Source organism: Achromobacter sp. GQ309, from assembly GCF_059759315.1.
The window spans coordinates 24,356-45,918 of sequence record NZ_JCAXDP010000004.1 but is presented as its reverse complement, the minus strand read 5'-3'; the positions used below and the strand labels follow the sequence as shown (position 1 = coordinate 45,918).

Here is a 21,563-nt window from a genome sequence, read left to right as displayed (position 1 = left end):
GCGCGCCAACGGAGTCCACTGACATGAGCGAGCCACGGCAAACCCTCTTCATCGGCGGCAAGGTTTTCGACGGGGAGGGCAAGACACTTCCCAACCACGGCGTGCTGGTGGAGGGCGCGCGCGTGGCCCGCGTCGCGCCTGCGGGCGAGTTCTCGGGCTACGCGGGTGCAAGGGTCGACACCACCGGCATGACGCTCATGCCCAGCCTGGCGGATTGCCACGTCCATCTGGTCTACACGGGCGGCGCAGACCCCAATGCGCAATTGAGCAAGCAGGGCCCCGCGCAGATCACGCTGACCGCGCTGGAGAACGCGCAGGCCAGCCTGCGCGGCGGCGTGACGGCGCTGCGCGACTGCGGCGGCAAGGATTATCTGGAATTCGGCGTGCGCGACGCCATCGCGCGCGGCGTGTTCCCCGGTCCCACGATCAAGGCGTCGGGCCGCATCATCTGCATGACGGGCGGCCACGGCAACCGCATCGGCCGCGTGGCCGACGGTTGCGAGGAAGTGGTCAAGGCCGTACGCGAACAGGTCCACGCGGGCTGCGATCTGGTCAAGATCATGGCCACGGGCGGCGTCATGACGCCGGGCGTCAGCCCCATGGATGCGCACTACAGCTTCGACGAAATGAAGGCGGGCGTGCACGAGGCCAAGCGCTTTCGCAAAAGCACGGCCAGTCACGCGCAAGGCACGCAGGGCATCCTGAACGCGGTGCGCGCCGGCATCGATTCGATCGAGCACGGCATCTTCATGGACGACGACTGCCTGCGCGAAATGCTGGAAGCCGAAACGTACCTGGTGCCGACCATCGCCGCCGTGCGCAACATCATCGCCAACGCCGACAACGGCATTCCCGCCTACGCGGTGGAAAAGGCCCGCGCGGTGGAGCAGCGCCATCGCGAGTCGTTCCAGATGTACTACAAGCCCGGCGGGCGCATCGCGCTGGGCACCGACGCGGGCACGCCGTTCAACCTGCACGGCGAGAACGCCATGGAACTGGCCTACATGGTGGAGTTCGGCATGACGCCGGTGGACGCGTTGATCGCCGGCACATCACGTGGCCATGACCTGATGGGCATGACCGATCACGGCGTGATTGCAGAGGGCAAGGTGGCCGACCTGCTGCTGGTGCAGGGCGACCCCGCCGAAGACATCATGAAGGCCGCGGACAAGCGGTTTCACGTCGCCGTGCTGCGCAACGGCGAACTTGCGGCGGGGGCCTTGCCGTTCTGACCCTCAGGGCGCCGGCGCGGCGCCCGGCGACTTGCGCATGAACATCTGGCCCAGGAACATCTCGACGGGGATGCGCTTGCCGTTGATGTCGACTTGACCATCGCGGTAGTCCGCCTCGAACTGGATCACGCCGTCCTCGATACGGGCCCAGGTCGTTGCGGCGACCAGGCCGCGCAGCCCTGCGGCTTCCCGCTCGGCCGCCGACCGGGCCGCCTCACGCGTGGCGCCCTTCAGTTCCGCCCGCGCCGCGATCACGTCGGCCAGGTTTTCCGGCGACAGCTTCAGCCGCACGCTCAGGTTGCGCACGACTTCCTTGGCGACGGCGATGGGGTCGTGTTTCCAGAATGACGGCGAATCCAGGCCGATATCCAGGCTGAGCGTCGATGTGCCACGCGCCGTATCGACCTGCAGCGTCGACAGCGTGAAGCTGGGACGGGCTAGAAGAAATTTCAACATTTGCGACGCGGCAAGCATCCCCTCGCCCGAAAGGGGATCGGCCTTTTTCGCGTTTAACGGCGTGCTTGTGGTGGCGTCCTGAAACGCCTTGAGCGCCGCCACGTCCATATCCTTGCCGCCCGCCTCCATCCGCAGCTTGGCCACATGCAAGTGGCGCACGCTGATGCTGCCGACATCGAGCGTCATTTTGCCGGCCATGCGCTCAGGTGTCCCTTCCGAACCCAGCGTCAGCGCAATGTCCTTCAGGCCCAGCGGCAGCTTGTCCATATCGGACGCCCAATGCTTGACCGTCAGCGTCGAGCTGCTCGTGGAGGACGCCGCGGTGCCGGACAATTCATGCGACACCGCCAGATCATCCAGGGTCAGCGTGTTGGGATTGCCCCTGATCACTTCGGTCAGCGAGGCCTTGTTGACGGCGAGTGACACCGTGTCGTGCGTGCCGTCGCCGGCATGTTTGACCTGCAGCTGCAAGCCCGAGAAGTCGAACGTGATCGGAGCGTCGGCATACTTCACCGGCGCCAGCGCCAGATCGCCCGAGAAGTCGCGGTCATATGCGATCAGGAAGTTCGCCGTCACCGGCGCCGACCCACCCGCGGCCGCGAACCAGGCGGCTGCGTCGGGCGTCTCCGTCATATGCAGCCGGCCCGCCGCCATCACGGGCGCGACAGCGCCAGACGCAAGCCGAGAGGCGGGAAACGGACCGTGCTCTATCTTGCTCGTGAACGCGAATGTCTTTTCGGCCGGCTTGCGTCCGGACTGCACGTTGACCTTCACCCCGAACCGCGCATCGGACGAAAACACGCCGCGTTCGAACGATTGCAGTTCGAGCGTCACGGGCACGCCCAGCTTTGCACTCAGGCGCTGCGCCTCTGCATTCAACGCCTGCACATCCTGCGCCAGCCGGGCTTCGATCTGCTTGCCGGTGTACCACGCGGTGCCGACCCACGCCGCGGCCACCACCGCCAACACCACGCCACCCGCCACGATCCGCTTGTTCATGATGCCTCTGTCCGTTTGAGATACGCCGTGATTGCCGCAAGGGGCGATCATAAAGAAAAACGGGCTGTCGCAAGGACAGCCCGTCGCAGGCGACGCCGAGAGAATCGCGGCGTGCCAATCGTGTTGCGGCAGCTTAGCGCATGCCGCCCAGCACGCCGCCCATCGCCATCATCAGGAACTGCTGCAGCGGCATCTTCTTGCCGTTGAAGTCGACCTGGCCGTCGGCGTAGTTCAGGTACGAGACGATGTTGTTGTTTTCGATCTTGCCCAGACCCATTGCCGTGGCCATGGTGCCGACCATTTCAACCTGGCCCTTGGCGGTCTGCGCGGCCTGCTCGGCCGCCACACCGCGCATTTGCGGTTCGATGGCCATCAGGTCCGCCAGGTTGCCCTTGGACAGCACGAGCTTGGCATCCAGCTTCTTCAGGGCCTTCACCGCCATGTCGGACGCGTCGCCTTCCAGCTGGGCCGGCTTGACCAGCGCCATGTCCAGGTTGAACGTCGACGTACCGTTAGCGGTGCGCACTTCAAGCGGCGCGACGGCCAGCGTCGGGTTGCCGGCCAGCAGTTGCTCGACGTTGGTCTGGATCAAGGCCTTTTCTTCGTCCGTGAATTGCGGCGTCTGCTCTTCGCCCTTGCTTTGCAGCATGCGGCGCGAGGCGGCCTCATAGATGTCGTTCAGCGACTTCAGCGCCTTGGAGTCCATGTTCTGCGCGTCGATGACCAGCTTCAGGCCGGCCATGTCCTTGGCCTGCACGTTGATCATGCCGAAGTCGACGGCCATCTTGGCGCCCATGGCCGCACCGTTCTCGGTCATGTCCACGGCGATCGACGTGTCCTTGAGCTGGACGGGCGGCTTTTCGCGCGACGTGATCGTCCAGTCCTTGAGCGTCACCTTCTGGCTGCCCACGTACATCTCATTGGCGGCCGGCTTCAGGTCGCTGGTCAGGGTGATGCCCTTGACCGCCATGGCGGTGATGTCGCTGTTGTCGGACGGGCCCGACAGCTCCAGGCTGTCGACGGCCACGTCGAAGATGCCGCGCTTGGTGGAAGTGGCGTAATCGAAGTCGCCCTTCATGCCCGAGAACACGAGCTTGGTGGTGTCCTTGGCGACTTCGACCGGGGCCATGTTGAACGTGCCGGTGATGTCCTTGCCGTAGCTGACGCTGTAGTGGCCCGACAGCGGCACCGCGCCCTTGGCGGCGGCGAACCACTCCTTGACCGTCTCGCTTTCTTCCAGCGCGAAGTCGCTGGCCACCATGGCCGGCATGAACTTGCCCGACTTCAGGTTGGAGAACGGCAGGGGGCCGTGGCTCAGGTGCTCGATGAAGACCACGTCGCGCTCTTGCGCGGGCTTGCCTTCGGCGGCGGGCGTGGTGAACTTGATGCGGTAGCGGGACGTCGAGGTGAAGACGCCGCGGTCGAACGAGACCAGCTCGGCGACGGCATTGATGCCCCATTTGTCGGCGACCTTCTTGAGCTCGACGTTCGAGTCCTCGATGGCCTGCTTGACGAATGCTTCGGCCTTTTGGCCCGTGTACCAAGCCGTGCCGGTCCAGACCGCGCCCAGCGCGACGACGATGCCAACCAATGCCGATTTCTTCATTGCATCCCTTTTATTTTGAATAGATGAAAGCCGACGGATTATAGGGAGGGCCGACTAGGGAAAACACTTATTTTGTTCTAATTTAATTCAAAATATTGCTTAATGATTCTATAGAGACCTTTTGAGCGCTTGCTGCGCCGCCACATCAGCTACAATCCGTTCCGTGCGCCAAGCCAATCTGCGCACGTCCGCTCGGCCCTTCGCCGCCAAGCTTCGCCCTGATGGGCGCTTCCCCTTTTCTCCTTATTCGACCGCCTGGATTGGAGTCTCTCAAATAGAGCGACAGGCTGCCGCTGGAGCTGTTTTGACTACCACTTCCCCTTTCGCCGACCTCGGGCTGGCTGATTCGCTGTTGCGCGCCATTGCCGACACCGGCTACACCGCGCCCACGCCCATTCAAGCCCAGGCCATTCCCCAAGTGCTGAAAGGCGGCGACCTGCTTGCAGCCGCCCAGACCGGCACCGGCAAGACCGCCGGTTTCACGCTGCCGATCCTGCACCTGCTGTCGCAGAAAAAGCCCGAGGCCCGCAAGCCCGGCCGCCCCCGTTGCCTGATCCTGACCCCGACGCGTGAACTGACCGCGCAGGTCGCCGAATCGGTGCAAACCTATGGCAAGTACACCTCGCTGACGTCCATGGTGATGTTCGGCGGCGTCAACATTAACCCCCAGATCTCCGCGCTGCGCAAGCCGCTGGACATCCTGGTCGCCACCCCCGGCCGCCTGCTGGACCATTGCGGCCAGAAGACGGTCGACCTGTCGGGCGTCGAAATCCTGGTGCTGGACGAAGCCGACCGCATGCTGGACATGGGCTTCATCCGCGACATCCGCAAGATTCTCGCGCTGCTGCCCAAGCAACGTCAGAACCTGCTGTTCTCGGCCACGTTCTCCGACGAGATCCGCACCCTGGCGCGCGGCGTGCTGAACAATCCGGGCGAAGTCTCGGTCACCCCGCGCAACACCGCCACCGAGCTGGTCACGCAGACGGTGCACATCGTCGAGCAACACCACAAGCGCGACCTGATCAGCCACATCATCCGTGAAAGCGGCTGGCACCAGGTGCTGGTCTTCACGCGCACCAAGCACGGCGCCAACCGCCTGGCCGAAAAGCTCGTGAAGGACGGCCTGACCGCCGCCGCCATCCACGGGAACAAGAGCCAATCGGCCCGCACGCGCGCGCTGGCCGGCTTCAAGGACAGCAGCGTGACCGTGCTGGTCGCCACCGACATCGCCGCCCGAGGCCTGGACATCGACCAGTTGCCGCAGGTCGTGAACTTCGAGCTGCCCAACGTGCCGGAAGACTACGTCCACCGCATCGGCCGCACGGGCCGCGCGGGCGCCACCGGCGCCGCGGTCTCGCTGGTCGACAACAGCGAAATCAAGCTGCTCAAGGACATCGAGCGCCTCATCAAGAAGACGATCGAACGCAAGCCCGTGGAAGGCTGGACGCCGCCCGCCACCAGCGCAGCCGCCTTCGAACGCCAGGAACGCGACGAAGACTCGCGCAGCATGCGCGGCGGTCCCCGTAATGGCGGCCGCGGCGGCAACGGCGGCTCGGGCCGCTCCTCGCGCCCCGCCCAAGGCCAGCCGCGCGCAGCGGCAGGCGGCCGAGCCCCCGCGCCGGCCCGCGCCGGCGAAGGCCGTGGCAACGGCGGTTCGCGCGATGGCAAGCCCGCCGACCGTCCGGCTCACGCCGGCCGCAATGAGGGCCGTCCGCAACAGAATCGCCGTCCCGAAGGGTCGTCGCGTCCGGCCGGCAATGCTGGTTCGGGCCGCCCGGCCGAGGGACGCGCCGGCCAAGGGCGCAGCGGCGCGCCGCGTGCCGCGTTGCTGAGCAAGTAATATCTCCCGCAACCCCGACACTGCGATCCACGGACCCGCGCCATCATGCCCTTATCCACCTGGTTGACGTTCTTCCTGGCCTCCTGGGCCATTTCGTTCTCACCGGGCGCCGGCGCCATCTCGGCCATGTCGTCCGGCCTGAAATACGGCTTTGCGCGCGGCTACTGGAACACGGCAGGCCTGATCCTGGGCATCCTGTTCCAGTTCGTCGTGGTCGCCGTGGGGTTGGGCGCCGTGCTGGCGACGTCGGAAATGGCGTTCAACGTGGTCAAGTACCTGGGCGTTGCCTACCTGATCTACCTGGGCGTGCGCCAGATCCGCACGGATGCCGCGCCGGTCGCGGTGGATGCCGGCGATCCGCGTCAGGCGTCCATTCGTGACCTGGTCCTGCGCGGGTTCCTGATCAACACCATGAACCCCAAGGGCACCGTGTTCCTGCTGGCCGTGGTGCCGCAGTTCGTGGATCCGGCGCTGTCGCTGACGCCGCAGTATGCGGCCTTGGCGGCCACGCTGGCGTTCACCGACCTGGTGGCGATGGGCGTGTACACGCTGCTGGCGGCGCGCGTATTGCGCCTCTTGCGCGACGCCAAGCACATCCGCTGGATGAACCGCACCTTCGGGTCGCTCTTCATCCTGGCCGGCGTGTTCCTGGCAACCTTCCGCCGCCACAACTGAAATTAAAAGCGTGGGGCACGGGCCGGCAACGGCGCGTGCCCCACATGTTTTCGTGCATGACACCGGACCGCACCGGCCTGAAAAGCGGCGTTAAGTAGAATCCTCCGATCATGAGCATTTCCAACGAAGTCGCACGGCGCCGTACGTTCGCCATCATTTCCCACCCTGACGCGGGCAAGACCACGCTGACGGAAAAACTGCTGCTGTTCGCAGGCGCCATTCAGATCGCCGGCAGCGTCAAGGCGCGCAAGGCGTCGCGCCATGCCTCGTCCGACTGGATGGAAATCGAAAAGCAGCGCGGCATTTCCGTGGCGTCCTCGGTGATGCAGATGGAGTACCGCGACTGCGTCATCAACCTGCTCGACACCCCGGGCCACCAGGACTTCTCCGAAGACACGTATCGCGTGCTGACGGCGGTGGACGCCGCGCTGATGGTGATCGACGCGGCCAACGGCGTCGAGCCGCAGACCATCCGCCTGCTGCAGGTCTGCCGCGCGCGCAACACGCCGATCATCACGTTCATCAACAAGATGGACCGCGAAGTGCGCGAGCCCCTGGAACTGCTGTCCGAAATCGAAGGCCACCTGGGCATGGACGCCGTGCCGTTCTCGTGGCCGGTGGGCATGGGCAAGTCGTTCGGCGGCGTGTTCGACATCCGCCGCGACCGCATGCGCGTGTTCCGTCCCGGCCAGGAGCGCCGTTCCGACAACGACGACTTCATCGAAGGCCTGACCAACCCCGAGATCGCCAAGCGCTTCGGCGGGGCGTTCGACCAGGCCAGCGGCGAGATCGAGCTCATCAACGAGGCGGCGCCCGCCTTCGACCGCGACCAGTTCCTGGCCGGCAAGCAGACGCCCGTGTTCTTTGGTTCGGCCATCAACAACTTCGGCGTGCAGGAAGTGCTGGACGCCCTGGTCGATCAGGCGCCGCCCCCGGGCGCACGCATGGCGCTGCAACGCGAGGTGAAGCCCGAAGAGCCCAAGTTCACCGGCGTGGTGTTCAAAGTGCAGGCCAACATGGACCCCGCCCACCGCGACCGCGTCGCCTTCGTGCGCGTGAGCTCCGGCCGCTTTGAGCGCGGCATGCGCCTGAAGGTCGCGCGCACCAACAAGGAAATGCGCCCCAACAACGTGGTGTCCTTCCTGTCGCAACGCCGCGAACTGCTGGACGAAGCCTATGCGGGCGACGTCATCGGCATTCCGAACCACGGCGTGCTGCAACTGGGCGACGTGCTGACCGAAGGCGAGACGCTGCAGTTCACGGGCCTGCCGTTCTTCGCGCCGGAACTGTTCCAGGCGGTCGAAGTGAAAGACCCGCTGCGCACGAAGCAATTGCGCACCGGCCTCACCCAATTGGGCGAGGAAGGGGCCATTCAGGTGTTCCGTCCCGAGGTCGCCGGCGGCTCGCTGCTGCTGGGCGCGGTCGGCCAACTGCAGTTCGAAGTGGTCGCGCACCGCCTGAAGACGGAGTACGGCGTGGATGCCCGGATGCTGCCTTCGCGCTACACAATGGCACGTTGGATTACGTCTGAAAACCCCAAGGCGCTGCGCAAGTTCATGGATGCCAATGCCGCCCATATCGCCTATGATGTCGTCGATGCTGCGGCGTTTTTGATCGGTTCTCCCGCGCAGTTGCGCGTCGCCGAGGAATTGTATCCCGATGTGAAATTCCACGCCATGCGGGAGCACGGCGGCAAGGTTTTCGGAGACAAGGCGTAGACCCGTTCGGGTTCCGCACGGCAGATTGAGGGTAGCAATGTCTTGGCGTTTTTTATTCGCAACGCTCCTTATCGCGCTCGGCGCGTCGGCATGGGGCGGAATTCAACTGGGTGACTGGCTGGTGGCGCATGCGCCGGCGGCCGCGCCCGCTCCTGGGCAGGACGCAGCCGCGTCACAGCAGCCCGTGCTGGACGCCAATGGCCGTCCGTATGTGGCACAGCCGCCGCAGCCGCGCATCGACGGCACGTTGGGCGTGCCCGACAAACCTTCCGATCGCGAATGGCAGGTCAACACGGTGTCGCTGTTCGACACCGTCAGCGATCCCGCCGTCCAGATCTCGCGTGAACGCATCAGCCCCGAACAGGCGCGCGAAATCGCCGCCTCGTCTCAGGTGCCGCTGCCGTCGGGCAATTCCGACGTCAGCACGATGGACCTGCTGGTGCCCGGCACCTCCACCGCCATCAACGGTGGCGTAGCCGCCGGCGGCAGCTACGGCACGCCGCAGATGGTGCAGGCGCCCCCGCCGCCCCCCAACACTGCGCCGGCAGCCGGCGCGCAAGGCTGGCAGGACGCGCTGCGGCGCGAACTGGCCCAATGCGCCACGCAAGGCTTCTTCGAACGCCCCTCGTGTTCCTGGAACGCGCGCAACAAGTACTGCGCGCCGAACCGCGCCTGGGGCACGATGGCCGAATGCCCAGCCCGTCCGCAGTAAGACGTCTGCAATAAAGACGTCACCTCGACAACTCCACACGCAGTTTCACGGCAAGAAAAATGGCGCCCCGCGGGGCGCCATTTCTTTTGCAGCCAGCAGCCTTACTCAGGCACGGACATCTGGCTTTGCAGGTAGTTCTGGATGCCGACCTTGTCGATCAGGTCGATCTGGGTTTCCAGATAGTCGATGTGCTCTTCGGTGTCGTCCAGGATGTCCTGGAACAGATCGCGCGACACGTAGTCCCGCACCGATTCGCAATACGCAATGGCTTCCTTGACGGTCGCCTGAGCGGCCGTTTCCAGCTTCAGATCACAGGCCAGCAGTTCCGGCACGTCTTCGCCGATCAGCAGCTTGTGCAGGTCTTGAAGGTTGGGCAGGCCGTCCAGCATGAAGATGCGGGCGATCAGACGATCGGCATGCTTCATTTCGCCGATGGATTCTTCGTACTCGTGCTTGCCCAGCTTGTCGAAGCCCCAATGGTTCAGCATGCGGGCATGCAGGAAATATTGGTTGATGGCCGTCAGTTCGTTGGTCAGTTGCTTGTTGAGAAACTGGATGACGGTTTTGTCGCCTTTCATGATGGACTCCTTGCAGTCAGGCGCGACGCGAGCGCATCGCGACAAAGGAGCGCACGATGCCGCGCGTACGCAACCCATGCAGACTACCATTGGCCGCAGGGCCGCGCCTAGCCTTGCTCTGCATTTGGTAAACGGCTTTAGGAGCGCAACAAGAAAGCGACAAGCTAATGAGAATGAGTATGTGTGTCTGAGGCCTTGCATGCGTGGCGACGCAACGGCGCGGGCTGCAGACGCGAGTCGCGCTGAAATGGCTTCGCGATTGTCCCCATATATGTTGCGCGGCGGCCCATGCGCCGCGTCATTCTGCGCTGCCAACGCGTCACGCCGGCTCGTTGCATATCAGCAACCGGATGAGGACGCGTTGACCGTCCTCAATTCACGCGGTGCGCCGCGTCGCAAGCCAGATGCCAAATGCGATGGGCACGATGCCCAGCAGGTCCAGCCACGAGACGGGCTCACGAAGCACCACCCAACCGAACAACAGGCCCAGCGGCGGCATCAGAAAATGCAGTGCGCTGGCCGAGGTGGCGCTGGCGCGGCCTAGGATCATGAACCACAGGTAATAACCGCCCATCGACACCGCGACGATCATGTAGGCCATGCTCCAGATCAGGCTGGACGTCAGACGCGCATCGCCGAGGCTTTCCGTGGCCAGGGCGAACGGCAGCAATGCCGCGGCGCCTGCCAGCGACTGGATGCCCGTCGACGTCCACAGACCGGAGGTGGGCTTGAGCATCTTGTAGAGCAGGGTGCCGGCCACCAACGCAATCAGGCCCCCGGTCACAAGCAGCGTGCCGTGCAGGTCTTCCTGCATGCCGGTCAACCGCGATCGCAACACCAGCGCCACGCCCGCCAACCCCAGGCACAGCCCCAGCAGTTTGCGCCAGCTCAGCCGCTCACCCAGCAACGGACCCGCCAGCACGCCGATGAGCAGCGGGTTGGTGCTGATGAGCACAGCGGTGAACGCCGACGACACGGTGGTCATGCCCGACCAGCTCAAGCCCAGGTACAGCGCGTTGTTGAGCGCCCCCAGCAGGACCAGCGCCGCCAGGTCGCGGCCCGAAGGCAGCTTCCAGCGACCGCTGGCCGCCGCCAGGCCCAGCATCAACGCGCCCGCGATCAGGAACCGGATCGTCAGCAGGGTCAGCGGCGGACAGTCGCGCACGGCGATCTTGGCCGCGGCAAACGCCGAACTCCATAGAAAGCAGAACGCGGCGATCGGCAGGAGGCTGATGCCCGGGCTGTCGGATGCGGGCAAGGCAGGGGCAGGGGTCGAAAGGGCCTTCATGGTTGATCCGGCTTCGTAGATCTGCAACCGCATGCGCGGCGGGATGGGAGGCATTCTGCGCGCCGGGCCATCCATTGACAAACTCTTTATTCGGATCGAAAGTATTTGAAATTCGAATACTTGAAGGCGCCGTCATGCTCGATCTCGATCTCCTGCACAGCTTTGTCTCGGTCGTGGACGCTGGCGGCTTCACCGCCGCGGGCGAACGCGTGCATCGCAGCCAGTCCACCGTCAGCCAACAGATCCGCAAGCTGGAAGAGACGCTGGAATGCCCGCTCTTCCTGCGCGAAGGCCGGCAGGTCCAGCTCACCGAAGAAGGCGAGCGCCTTCTGGGTTACGCGCGCCGAATGCTGGCGTTATCCACTGAGGTCCGTGAGGCCGTCAGTGGCCGCAAGCGCGTGGACGTGATCCGCCTGGGCATTCCGGACGACTTTGCGGTGGACGCGTTGACTGCCGTCGTCGCCGCCTTCTCCAGAACGAGGCCCGCGGTGCAGCTGTCGGTACGTTGTGACCTGACGGCGGTCCTGACGCGCAGCCTGGAGCGGGGGGATCTGGACGTGGCGCTGCTCAAGCGCGAGCCCGGCGCGGGCACGGCGCTGGCCGCGTGGCCCGAGCGGCTGCACTGGATTGGCAGCGCGTCAGTGCAGGCGCCGCTAACGCCGGAGGCGCCCGTGCCGCTAGTGGCGTTTCCGCAGGGCTGCATCTACCGCAACCGCGCCATCCATGCGCTGGAGGCCGCCGGACGCCGCTGGCGCATCGCCTACGAAAGCCCGAACCTGTCGGGCGTGCAGGCCGCGTTGGCGGGCGGGTTGGGTATCGCGCTGCTGGAACGCCGCTGCATCGCGGACGGGCACCGGATCCTGGACGTGGGCCTGCCCGCCGTCCCGCCGTCCGAATTGGCGCTATGCGTGGCCGGCAACGCGCGCGAACCGGCACGTCAACTGGCGATGGATATCAGGGAATTTTGCGAGAAGGAAATGACGCGGCTCGCCGCATGAAGGCAGCGAGCCGGAATTGACACCAATGCTCAGGCGATGGCGACCAGCGGAATCGGGAAGCTGCTGTTGGCAGCCGGCGTGTCCGATTCGACGAGGGCGGGAGCATTGACCGGAACTGCGATGGAGCGCACGTCGCACACGCTGGAGCAGCGGCCGCCCGGCAGGTATTCGGCGGCGGTTGCCGCGCAGCAGCCACAGCACGTGGCCACGCCCAGCTCGAACTGCAGGTCGGAAAGCGTCGTCGCGCCCGCGTCCACGCTGGCGCGGACTTGGCGTTCGGTGATGGCATTACATACGCAAATGTACATGCGAATGATTATCGAAAATTATTTAGGCCCTGGCAAGCCCTGTGCGCAAATAATTTTGCAACCGAAGTGTCACGCAAGCCATTGAAAATAGGGACAATTTTGCCGAAGCTTGTCCCTTATTTCAACGCGCCGCGGCTTGCGCCTTGCGCAGCGCGGCCGGGGCAATCCGCAGCGCTTCGCGGTACTTTGCCACCGTCCGGCGGGCGATCACTATCCCCTGATCGGCCAGTTTTTGCATGATTTGGCTGTCCGACAACGGCTTGGCGCGATTCTCGTCGGCCACCATCTGGCGGATGTAGGTCTGCACCGCCGTCGCCGACGTGGCGTCGCCGCCTTCGGTCGAAACGCCCGTGCCGAAGAAGCGCTTGAGCTCCAGAGTACCGAACGGAGTGAGCATGTACTTCTGCGTCGTGGCGCGCGAAATGGTCGATTCGTGAAGACCGAGTTCGCCGGCGATGTCTTTCAGGATCAGCGGGCGCATCGCCGCCGGGCCCTGGCTGAAGAATGCGGTCTGGCGTTCGACGATGGCCTGCGAGACGCGCAGGATGGTGTCGAAACGCTGCTCCACGTTCCGGATCATCCATTTGGCCTGCTGCAATTGCGCCTGCAGCCCGGCGTGCGCCGATTCCTTCTGGTTGCCCAGCATCTGCGCGTACAGACCGTTGATCTGCAAGCGCGGCACCGCGGCGCTGTTCAGCGTGGCCTGCCAGCCGCGCCGCGTCTTGCGCACGATGACGTCCGGCACCGCATATTCGGCGGCCGGCACGGTCCACGCCCGTCCGGGGCGGGGCTCCAGGCGCAGGATCAACGCATGCGCCGCGCGGAACGTGGGTTCGTCGCAACCCAGCGCCGCGCATACGCGCGCGGCGTTGCCGGTTGCCAGCAGCGGCAGGTGTTCGGCGCAGATCCGCCGCGCACAGGCCAGCACGGCGGAATCGGCCGCCTCGGGCAGCCGGCCGAGGTCGGGATTGCGCAACTGCAGGTGCAGGCACTCGGCCATGTCGCGCGCGCCAATCCCCACGGGATCGAACGACTGCAGCAGCGACAGCGCCGCGCGCAGCTCGTCCATGTCTGGCTCCATTTCTGCCGGGAGCCAACTAAGAATCTCGTCCAGCGGCGATCCGAGGTATCCGTTTTCGTCCAGTTCGTCGATCAGCAGGGACGCCAGCGCGGCATCGCGCGGCGCCGCCCGGGTCAAGGCAAGCTGGCCCAGCAGATGCTCGCGCAAGGTGTCCGGACGCGCCGCCTCGGGCAGGCTGGCGTCGTCATCGGGGTACACGCCGCCCGAACCCGGCATCTCGTCGATGGGTGTCTCGCGCTCGGCCGCCGGCTCGTCGTCCTGCACCGAGGACTCGCGTTCGGACTCTGCCCGCGACTCCGCCTCGGCCGACGACGGCTCGTCCTCCCGGTCCAGCAGGGGATTTTCGGCCAGCACTTGCGAGATTTCCGCTTCAAGGTCGAGCGTCGACAGCTGCAACAACCGGATCGATTGTTGAAGTTGTGGGGTCAGCGTCAGGTGCTGGCCAGGCCGCAGTTCTAAAATTGGACGGGTCATAGGTACAATATTTTGCATGATGAATCTGACTTCGCCCGCAAGCGTTCGCCAGGACTGCCGACTGATCGGCCAGACCCTGCTCAAACTGGCGCTTCCCCGACTCGTTTTGCGCGCGATCGTCATCGCTGTCGCGATCGTTGTCTGGTATCTGGTTGCCTCCTGGATACTCGATTTCGGCAAGCGCATGAACTACGACTTCCTGCACACGCTAGGCCAGCCCACCCAGGACATGGCGCAGCGGATCAATCCCTACCTCTGGTGGGTGGTTGCCGGCATCTGGACCCTGATCGTCTTCTTTTCGGTGCGCGCCTGGTTCTACGCCAGCCTGGCCTCGGGTGCCGCGACGCCGGTCGGCACGGATACGCTGGCCGAACTGGCGCCCAATCTGTCTGAAGAATCGCTAGGCGTGCTGCGCTGGACCTGGGGCGACCGCCAGGAACCCTTCACCGTCGGCGACCTGCGCCGCTCGCTGTCGGAATTGCGCCACAACCGCATTGGCAAGATCGACATGGTGGCCGAGCAGGCCCGGATCCTGGAAGCGGGCGCCAACCGTCCCGGCCGCGATCCGCGCGACGACGGCCGGCGTGACGACGTCCGCCGCGACGCGCCGCGCGAACCGCGCTATGTCGAACCCCGCATCGGCCCGGCCCGCTAGGCCGCATCCAGCACTGCCAAAAGGCCGCCGCAAGGCGGCCTTGCTGTTTCCAAAGGCCCATTCGTCAGCCTCCGGAAAAGACCACGATCTGATCCGTCCCTTGCTCTTTCCGTTTGCGCTTCCCGAAAAAGTATGTTTGACTAGCACCCCATGGCCGCTTACCGCACCCCCCTCGCGATTGCCACCGGACGCTCCGCCGCTCCGGTCGCCGGCCTGCGCGTTCAATCCTCCTTCATCGCGCTATCGCTATTGCTACCGATCGGTTGCCGGGCCTAGTGTCCCCGTGGTAGCTCGGCAGCCACGTTTGCCACACGCGATTTCCCCTTTTTATCTCTGAATCCTGCCGGCCATCCCGGCAAACCCTGGCACAAGACCGTCATCCGGTTGCGATGCCGACGAGCGCAAAACGCGCCGGGATTCAAAAGAAACCGATCGAGGTGTAGTGATGATGCTTGCCAACCCCGCCACCAAATACGTCCCCTTCGCGCCCTTTACCCGCGATTTCTCCGAACGCACCTGGCCCAGCCGCCGCATCACTAAGGCGCCGATCTGGATGAGCACGGACCTGCGCGACGGCAACCAGGCGTTGATCGAGCCGATGAGCGTGGAACGCAAGGTCCGCTTCTTCGAACAGCTGGTGAAGATCGGCTTCAAGGAAATCGAAGTCGGTTTCCCGTCCGCGTCGCAGACCGACTTCGACTTCGTGCGCAAGCTCATCGACGAGAAGCGCATCCCCGATGACGTGACCATCATCGTGCTGACCCAATCGCGCGAAGACCTGATCAGCCGCACCGTGGAAGCCGCCGCGGGCGCCAAGCAGGCCATCGTCCACATGTACAACGCTTGCGCACCGGCCTTCCGCAAGGTGGTGTTCAACATGTCCAAGGACGAGATCAAGAACATCGCCACCACCGGCACGCGCCTCATCAAGCAGTACACGTCGCAGCGTCCCGAAACCAAGTGGAGCTACGAGTACTCGCCCGAAGTCTTCAGCACGACCGAACCCGAATTCGCGCTGGAAGTCTCGAACGCCGTCGCCGATGTCTGGCAGCCCACGCCGGACCACAAGATGGTGCTGAACCTGCCCGCCACCATCGAGGCGACCACGCCCAACCTGTACGCCGACCAGATCGAGTGGATGCACAAGAATCTGGCCCGCCGCGACAGCATCGTGCTCAGCGTCCATCCGCACAATGACCGCGGCACCGCCGTGGCCGCCGCCGAGTTTGCCGTGATGGCCGGCGCCGACCGCATCGAAGGCTGCCTCTTCGGCAGCGGCGAGCGCACCGGCAACGTCGACCTCGTCACGCTGGCGCTCAACCTCTACACGCAAGGCGTGCATCCCGGCCTGGACTTCTCGGACATCGACGAAGTGCGCCGCTGCGCTGAATACTGCAACCAGCTGCCGGTCCATCCGCGTCATCCGTACGCGGGCGACTTGGTCTTTACCGCGTTCTCGGGTTCGCACCAGGACGCGATCAAGAAGGGTTTCGCATTGCAAAAGGCCGACGCCGTCTGGGAAGTGCCGTACTTGCCGATCGACCCCGCCGATCTCGGCCGCAGCTACGACGCCGTGATCCGCGTGAACAGCCAATCGGGCAAGGGCGGCGTGTCGTACCTGCTTGAGCAGGAACACGGCCTGGTGTTGCCGCGCCGCTTGCAGATCGAATTCAGCCGCGCCATCCAGCGCGTCACCGACGAGACGGGCCGCGAAGTCACCGCCGACGACGTGCACACGATCTTCAACCGCGAATACCTTGAGCAGAAGGCGCCGTGGAAGCTGATCCGCCATCGCATCGACGGCGATCCGTCGGCCGGTGAAGGCCAGCACTTCAGCATCGAAGCCGAACTTGAATTCAACGGCGAACGCCGCATCGTGAGCGGCAAGGGCGACGGCGCGATCTCCGCCTTCGTGGCCGCGCTGGATGTGCCCGTGCGCATCATGGACTACCACGAGCACGCCATCGGCACCGGCACCGGCACGCGCGCCGCGTCCTATGTCGAACTGCGCGTCGGCGAATCCGCCACGGGCTTTGGCGTGGGCATCGACCGCGATATCGTGACGGCCTCGTTCCAGGCCGTGCTGAGCGCCGTGAACCGCCACATCAATTCCGGCGCCGTCACCGCCGAACAGGAAGCCGCCGAAGCCGTGTGATCCACGACCAGGCCTGAAGCCCCCGACAACGGGGCACGAAATGAAGCCCGCCTTATCCGGCGGGCTTTTTCATTGCGGGTGATTGCAATCAGCCGCGCGGCCACATGTCGGACGCGCCGATATCCGGCGCATTGGCGGCCAGCAGGCGCGCATGGATCCATGCGCCGATGGCGAGCAGGCGGTGGTCCTCATATCGCGCGCCAACGAGCTGCAAGCCCACCGGCAGGCCCTGCGGGCCGGTCGCGAATGGCAGGTTCAGGCAAGGCAGCCCGAACAGCGTCCAGGCCCGCGAGAACTGCGGATCGCCCGTGCCCAAATCGGCAAACGGCGCCTCGCCGCTGGCGCTGGGGGCAATCAGGACGTCGTATTGGTCGAACCATGTGTCGACCCGCGCGCGCGATTCGGCGGCGCGTTCCAGGTTCTTGATGTGCTGCTCCGCGCTGATCTGCGCGCCGGATTCCAGGATGGCCTGTAGCTTGGGACTGAGCTGCGCGGCATGTTCCACGCGTTCGTACGCCAGCGCCTGCGAGGCCTCGAACGCCATGATGTCCGAATGCAGTTGCACCAGCACGCAATGCTCCGGCGGCAGCGGCACTTCTTCGACCTTGGCGCCCGCGCGCGACAGGATCGCCGCGGCCTGCGCGAAGGCCTCTTTGGTTTCGGGCTGCGCATGGCGCCATTGCAGGCTGCGATACATGCCCACGCGCGGCGCGTCGTGATAGGACAGATCCAGCATGCGCGGATCGCGCATCAATACCGACGAGAACAGCGCCACGTCTTCCACCGAGCGCGCGAATCCGCCCACCGTATCCAGCGATTCGGCCAGGCTTTTCACGCCGGCGCGGGAGATCCCGCCGAACGTGGGCTTGAAGCCGACCACGCCGCAATAGGACGCGGGCCGGATGATGGAACCCGCGGTCTGCGAGCCCAGCGCAAAGGGCACCATGTCGTCGGCCACCGCGGCGGCCGAGCCGCTGGACGAGCCGCCGGGCGTGTAGGCCTCGTTGCGCGGATTGCGCGTGGGGCCGGCCTGATAGGTGGCGAATTCGGTGGTGACGGTCTTGCCGATGACGATGGCGCCCGCGCCACGGCACAGCGCCACCGAGGCGGCGTCCAGTCCGGGATGATGGCGGTCGTAGATGGGAGAGCCGTAGCGGGTGGGCAGGTCGGCAGTATCGAACAGGTCTTTCACGCCGATGGGCAGGCCGTGCAGCGGACCGCGCAGCGCGCCGCGGTCGAGGGTCTCGGCGTGGTCGAGCGCAACCTGCTTCTGCAGGGCCGTCCAGGCATGAACGGTGTTCTCGCGCTGTTCGATGCGCGCGAAGCAGGCGCGCACCAATTGCACTGCGGTCAATTCACGCCGTTGCAGCTTGCGCGCGGCTTCGACCGCGCCCAGTCTGTTCAAGGCAGTAGACATGATTCTTTCCTCTTTGCCGGTGCCGCGACGAGCGCGGAAAAACATACTGCGCACCCGGTCCCCTTGACCGAGGGTATGCCCGGCGTGGCTGCCTGCCCGTGAAAGCAAGCGTCATGCCCGGCACACCGACCCCGCCGTTGTACGTGTTGCGTCAATTGGGAAAAACACCGAAAGAACGGGGTTTCCGCCGAATAACGCGCTGCGCCATGGCTTTGTGCTGTTGCGTTCGCACCAGCATAGCGCAAACCCGTGCAATACAAAGTTCATATTCCTCAAGTAAAGTGAAATCGTTTTCAGCAAACTTGCATCGATTCCATCAATGGCTACGCGCCCGTCGCCCCGCTTTTCCATCATCGAAGTGGCTCGCAAGGCGGGGGTTTCGCCGGCGACGGTGTCGCGCGCGTTCAATCAGCCGGAGATCGTGCATCCCGACACGCTGGCGCACATCCGCAACATTGCCAAGCGCGCGGGCTTTCGGCCCAACCGCGTGGGCCGCAGCCTGCGTTCGGGCAGCACGCGCACCATCGGGTTGATCCTGCCGACGCTGTCCAATCCCGTGTTTGCCGAGTGCTTCGAAGGCGCCGAACGCCGCGCCCGTGAGTCGGGCTACAGCGTCATGCTGACCGCCACCGGCTACGACCCCGCCGTGGAATCCGCGGCCGTGCAGGGCCTGATCGACCATCAGGTCGACGGACTCATCCTGACCGTGGCGGACGTCGGCAAGAGCGCCACGCTGGACGACCTGGACCGCAGCGGCATTCCTTACGTGCTGGTCTACAACGAATCCAATGATCATCCGTTTGCTTCGGTCGACAATCGCGCCGCAGCAAGCGACATGGTGGCGCATCTGGCCGCGATGGGGCACAAGCGCATCGCGCTGGTGACCGGCCCGCTGACCGCCTCGGACCGCGCGCGCCGTCGCCTGATGGGCGCGCGCGCCAGCGCCAAGAAGCTGGGCCTCGATGCCATCCAGCACATTTCCATGAGTTCACATACCGGCAGCGACGTGGACGCGCTGAAGGCCGCGCTTCGCGGCAAGCAGGCGCCCACGGCGCTCTTCTGTTCCAACGACCTGCTGGCCACCGCCGTCATCGCCGACCTGGTGGGACTGGGGTTGTCGGTGCCCGCCGACATTTCCGTGTGCGGCTTTGACGGCATGCGTTTTGGCGCGTTGCTGACCCCGCCGCTGACCACCGTCGCGCAACCCAGCGACGGCATCGGCCAGTCCGCGTGCTCGAACCTGCTGGCGCAGATTCATGGCCAGCCACCGCAATCGAACCGCCTGCCGCATTGCATCGTCGTCGGCGGCACTGCGGCATCCGTGCGCCGCTAAGCCCGCTACCCACCATTCAGACAACTTCCAGATCGCCATGCTCATCGCACAAATCACCGACCTCCACATGCGCACCCCGGGAGACAAGGCCTACGGCATCATCGATCCGGCCGCGTTCCTGGCGCCGGCGGTGCGCGCCCTGAACGCGTTGACGCCGCGCCCCGACTGCGTGCTGATCACCGGCGACCTGACGGACCTGGGCAAGCCCATCGAATACCAGACGCTGCGCGAGCACCTGCAGGCGCTGGAAATTCCGTATTTCCTGCTGCCCGGCAATCACGATGATCGCGCCGAACTGCGCGCCGCGTTTCCCGACCATGCGTACCTGCAGGACGGCGGCCAGTTCGTGCAGTACGCCATCGAAACCTATCCGCTGCGCCTGCTGGCGCTGGACACCGTGGTGCCGATGAAGAGCCATGGCGAACTCTGTCAGACGCGGCTGGACTGGCTGGCGGAGCGCCTGGCCGAACAGCCCGGCCGTCCCACGCTGGTGTTGATGCACCACCCGCCGTTCCTGACGGGCATCGAACACATGGACGACATCGGCCTGCTGGCCGGTGCACCGGAACTGGAACGCATCGTCGCCCGCTATCCCAACGTCGAACGTGTGCTGTGCGGCCACCTCCATCGCACGATCTTCCAGCGCTTTGGCGGCACGATCGCATCGACCTGTCCGGGCACCGCGCACCAGCTTGCGCTGGAACTCGGTCCGCGCCCGACGCTGCAATACATCATGGAACCGCCCGGCTATCAGCTGCATTGGTGGCAGGGCGGCAATCTGGTCACGCATCACGCCGTCATCGGGGATTACCCCGGCCCGTATCCCTTTGGTTGAAACCGGCGCGGGGAACCCCGCGCATTGCCACATATCCGTCATGTTTGCGCTGCACAATGAAAAGGTTTTCATAACAGGCAACAATGCGGATCTAACAATTAGATCTTCGAGACAGCATGTCATCCATCGTTCTGGATAACCTCACCAAACAGTACGCCGGCGCGGCGGCGATCCAAGGCGTGAGCTTCACGGTTCCGGCCGGCAGCTTCACCGTTCTGCTGGGTCCGTCCGGTTGCGGCAAGTCGACGACGCTGCGCATGATCGCCGGCCTGGATACGCCCACGTCGGGCACCATCCGCATCGGCGACCGCGACGTCACGCAACTGCCGCCGGCCAAGCGCCGCATCTCGATGGTGTTCCAGTCGTATGCGCTGTTTCCGCACCTGTCGGTTCGCGAGAACATCCTGTTCGGCCTGAAGGTGCGCAAGGAACCGGCAAAGGACTTCGACCGGCGCTTGAAGCGCGTGGCCGACCTGCTGGGCCTGTCGCACCTGCTGGACCGCAAGCCGTCGCAACTGTCCGGCGGCCAGCAGCAGCGCGTGGCGCTGGGCCGCGCCGTGATTTCCGAAGCGCCGGTCTGCCTGATGGACGAGCCCCTTTCCAACCTGGACGCCCAACTGCGCCACGAAATGCGCCGCGAGATCCGCGCATTGCAGCAAAGCCTGGGCATCACCATGGTCTACGTCACGCACGATCAGACCGAGGCCATGAGCATGGCCGATCAAGTGGTGCTGCTGCGGGGCGGCCAGATCGAACAGCACGACACGCCCGATGGCCTGTATGCGCGTCCGGCCAGCGAGTTCGCGGCGCGCTTCATCGGCACGCCGCCCATGAACCTGATCAACCTGGCGCAGCAAGCAGGCGCCACGGTGACCGCCGGCACGCAAGGTCCCGCTATCGCGAACGCGCCCGCGGGCGCCGTAAAGCTGGGCGTGCGTCCTGAACACATGCGCATCGACAGCAACGGCATCGCCGCCACTGTCGAAAGCGTGGAGTACTTCGGCGCGGACTCCATCGTGGTGTGCCGCATCGGCGACACGGGCGGCGTGGCCGTGCGTGTCGGCGGCCACCTGCGCGCCAGCGCCGGCGAGTCGCTGCGCCTGTCCTGGCCGGACGGGCAACAGCATTTCTTTGCCGCCGATTCGGCGGTCATCAACACCGACGGGCGCTAGAAAAAATAGCCCACACACAGGAAAGGAACAT

Annotated in this window: 18 protein-coding genes; 11 read left to right on the top strand and 7 right to left on the bottom strand. The window is 65.1% G+C overall.

Going from position 1 to position 21,563, the window contains the following annotated elements; all coding sequences use genetic code 11:
- The first annotated feature begins 23 nt into the window (after window positions 1–23).
- Complete coding sequence (locus AC6CIE_RS13565; protein ID WP_498092447.1) at window positions 24–1,232, top strand: metal-dependent hydrolase family protein; 1,209 nt, start codon at window positions 24–26, stop codon at window positions 1,230–1,232.
- A gap of 3 nt (window positions 1,233–1,235) precedes the next feature.
- Here AC6CIE_RS13565 and AC6CIE_RS13560 read toward each other — a convergent pair whose 3' ends face one another.
- A complete protein-coding gene (locus AC6CIE_RS13560) occupies window positions 1,236–2,687 on the bottom strand; it encodes a YdgA family protein (RefSeq protein WP_498092445.1) in 1,452 nt (483 codons plus the stop codon).
- A 133-nt stretch (window positions 2,688–2,820) separates the two neighbouring features.
- Complete coding sequence (locus tag AC6CIE_RS13555) at window positions 2,821–4,293, bottom strand: YdgA family protein (protein ID WP_218342388.1); 1,473 nt, start codon at window positions 4,291–4,293, stop codon at window positions 2,821–2,823.
- Between the two features lie 304 nt (window positions 4,294–4,597).
- On the opposite strand from AC6CIE_RS13555, the gene AC6CIE_RS13550 reads away from it, so the two are divergent.
- The 4 genes from AC6CIE_RS13550 (at window position 4,598) to AC6CIE_RS13535 (ending at window position 9,238) form a co-directional block, all read left to right on the top strand.
- On the top strand, window positions 4,598–6,133 hold the full coding sequence (locus tag AC6CIE_RS13550; protein ID WP_498092443.1) for a DEAD/DEAH box helicase: 1,536 nt from the start codon (window positions 4,598–4,600) through the stop codon (window positions 6,131–6,133).
- 45 nt (window positions 6,134–6,178) lie between these two features.
- A complete protein-coding gene (locus AC6CIE_RS13545; protein ID WP_175123938.1) occupies window positions 6,179–6,808 on the top strand; it encodes a LysE family translocator in 630 nt (209 codons plus the stop codon).
- Window positions 6,809–6,918: 110 nt separating this feature from the next.
- The gene (locus AC6CIE_RS13540) at window positions 6,919–8,526 is read left to right on the top strand and encodes a peptide chain release factor 3 (protein ID WP_056565700.1); all 1,608 of its coding nucleotides are present in this window, start codon (window positions 6,919–6,921) and stop codon (window positions 8,524–8,526) included.
- Window positions 8,527–8,563: 37 nt separating this feature from the next.
- On the top strand, window positions 8,564–9,238 hold the full coding sequence (locus tag AC6CIE_RS13535; RefSeq protein WP_056565702.1) for a hypothetical protein: 675 nt from the start codon (window positions 8,564–8,566) through the stop codon (window positions 9,236–9,238).
- Between the two features lie 101 nt (window positions 9,239–9,339).
- On the opposite strand, the gene bfr is transcribed toward AC6CIE_RS13535, so the two are convergent.
- Window positions 9,340–9,816 carry a bacterioferritin gene (gene bfr, locus AC6CIE_RS13530; protein ID WP_056327755.1) on the bottom strand — a complete coding sequence of 159 codons (477 nt, stop codon included), beginning with the start codon at window positions 9,814–9,816 and terminating at the stop codon, window positions 9,340–9,342.
- Between the two features lie 376 nt (window positions 9,817–10,192).
- A complete protein-coding gene (locus AC6CIE_RS13525; protein WP_239215049.1) occupies window positions 10,193–11,104 on the bottom strand; it encodes a DMT family transporter in 912 nt (303 codons plus the stop codon).
- A gap of 134 nt (window positions 11,105–11,238) precedes the next feature.
- On the opposite strand from AC6CIE_RS13525, the gene AC6CIE_RS13520 reads away from it, so the two are divergent.
- Window positions 11,239–12,102 carry a LysR substrate-binding domain-containing protein gene (locus AC6CIE_RS13520; protein ID WP_498092440.1) on the top strand — a complete coding sequence of 288 codons (864 nt, stop codon included), beginning with the start codon at window positions 11,239–11,241 and terminating at the stop codon, window positions 12,100–12,102.
- 29 nt (window positions 12,103–12,131) lie between these two features.
- Here AC6CIE_RS13520 and AC6CIE_RS13515 read toward each other — a convergent pair whose 3' ends face one another.
- Together AC6CIE_RS13515 and rpoN are read right to left on the bottom strand one after the other, a co-directional pair.
- Entirely contained in the window at window positions 12,132–12,410 is a 279-nt protein-coding gene (locus AC6CIE_RS13515) for a (2Fe-2S)-binding protein (protein ID WP_056327752.1), read from the bottom strand.
- A gap of 121 nt (window positions 12,411–12,531) precedes the next feature.
- The gene (gene rpoN / locus AC6CIE_RS13510) at window positions 12,532–13,965 is read right to left on the bottom strand and encodes an RNA polymerase factor sigma-54 (RefSeq protein ID WP_498092438.1); all 1,434 of its coding nucleotides are present in this window, start codon (window positions 13,963–13,965) and stop codon (window positions 12,532–12,534) included.
- A gap of 16 nt (window positions 13,966–13,981) precedes the next feature.
- Here rpoN and AC6CIE_RS13505 point away from each other — a divergent pair, with 16 nt between their 5' ends.
- Both AC6CIE_RS13505 and leuA read left to right on the top strand, forming a co-directional pair.
- Entirely contained in the window at window positions 13,982–14,620 is a 639-nt protein-coding gene (locus AC6CIE_RS13505; RefSeq protein ID WP_175123941.1) for a hypothetical protein, read from the top strand.
- A gap of 445 nt (window positions 14,621–15,065) precedes the next feature.
- Complete coding sequence (leuA, locus tag AC6CIE_RS13500) at window positions 15,066–16,775, top strand: 2-isopropylmalate synthase (RefSeq protein WP_218342391.1); 1,710 nt, start codon at window positions 15,066–15,068, stop codon at window positions 16,773–16,775.
- An 88-nt stretch (window positions 16,776–16,863) separates the two neighbouring features.
- Here leuA and AC6CIE_RS13495 read toward each other — a convergent pair whose 3' ends face one another.
- Window positions 16,864–18,192, bottom strand: coding sequence for an amidase (locus AC6CIE_RS13495; protein WP_498092436.1), 1,329 nt, complete (start codon window positions 18,190–18,192; stop codon window positions 16,864–16,866).
- A 319-nt stretch (window positions 18,193–18,511) separates the two neighbouring features.
- Between AC6CIE_RS13495 and AC6CIE_RS13490 the strand changes: the two genes are divergently transcribed.
- The 3 genes from AC6CIE_RS13490 to AC6CIE_RS13480 all read left to right on the top strand — a co-directional run bounded on the left by AC6CIE_RS13490 (window position 18,512) and on the right by AC6CIE_RS13480 (window position 21,532).
- Window positions 18,512–19,525 (top strand): LacI family DNA-binding transcriptional regulator, encoded by a 1,014-nt coding sequence (locus AC6CIE_RS13490; protein ID WP_498092434.1) that lies wholly within the window; start codon window positions 18,512–18,514, stop codon window positions 19,523–19,525.
- A gap of 37 nt (window positions 19,526–19,562) precedes the next feature.
- Window positions 19,563–20,360: a phosphodiesterase gene (locus AC6CIE_RS13485; protein WP_498092432.1), complete on the top strand. Its 798-nt coding sequence runs from the start codon at window positions 19,563–19,565 to the stop codon at window positions 20,358–20,360.
- A gap of 116 nt (window positions 20,361–20,476) precedes the next feature.
- The gene (locus AC6CIE_RS13480; protein ID WP_498092430.1) at window positions 20,477–21,532 is read left to right on the top strand and encodes an ABC transporter ATP-binding protein; all 1,056 of its coding nucleotides are present in this window, start codon (window positions 20,477–20,479) and stop codon (window positions 21,530–21,532) included.
- Window positions 21,533–21,563: the final 31 nt, after the last annotated feature.